Annotated in this window: 1 protein-coding gene and 1 pseudogene; one reads left to right on the plus strand and one right to left on the minus strand. The window is 77.5% G+C overall.

The features are described 5' to 3' along the window. Positions 1-197: 197 nt before the first annotated feature. Positions 198-344, minus strand: a complete 147-nt coding sequence (locus tag AC5RWQ_RS30330; RefSeq protein ID WP_494286021.1) for a hypothetical protein — start codon at positions 342-344, stop codon at positions 198-200. 31 nt (positions 345-375) lie between these two features. Here AC5RWQ_RS30330 and AC5RWQ_RS30335 point away from each other — a divergent pair. After that, positions 376-520: pseudogene (locus AC5RWQ_RS30335) on the plus strand (hydroxymethylbilane synthase); the annotation flags it as partial.

Raw genomic sequence — 520 nt, forward strand, 5'->3', positions numbered from 1 at the left:
GTCCTACACCTACTACGACGTGCCCGCCCTCGCGCCCGGCGGCACCTGGACCACCACCCTGTCGATCACCGTGCCCGCCGCCCAGACCGACGGCAGCGCCCTGCTGGAGATCGACTACGGCACGGGCTTCCAGCGCCTGACGGTGATCGCCGCGTAGCGGCGGCGGCCCGGCCGCCGCGGGCCGCTTCGCCGCCGGCTCAGTGCGGGATGGCCTCGATGACGCCGCGGGCACCCCGGGCGAGCAGGTCGGCGGCGACGCGCGACCCGAGGCCGGCCGGGGTGTCGCCGCCGGCCGCGGTGTGCCGCGCCTCGACGACGGTGGTGCCGTCGGCGGAGAACACCATGCCGCGCAGGGCGAGTCCGCCGCCGGACGCCATGGTGCTGGCCGGATCGGGCCTGGCCCGGCTGGAGTTGACCGACCGCGGCCGCCAGGTCTTCACGGTGGACGAGATCCTGCCGGCCGTCGGCTCCGGCGCCCTCGGCCTGGAGTGCCGCGCGGACGACACCGCCACCGCCGGGC

The sequence above is a fragment of the Micromonospora sp. BS32 genome, from assembly GCF_059089345.1.

What these genes read in the sequence shown, in the direction of transcription:
- AC5RWQ_RS30330 (WP_494286021.1), bottom strand. Translation starts at nt 344, where the DNA reads ATGGTGTTCTCCGCCGACGGCACCACCGTCGTCGAGGCGCGGCACACC.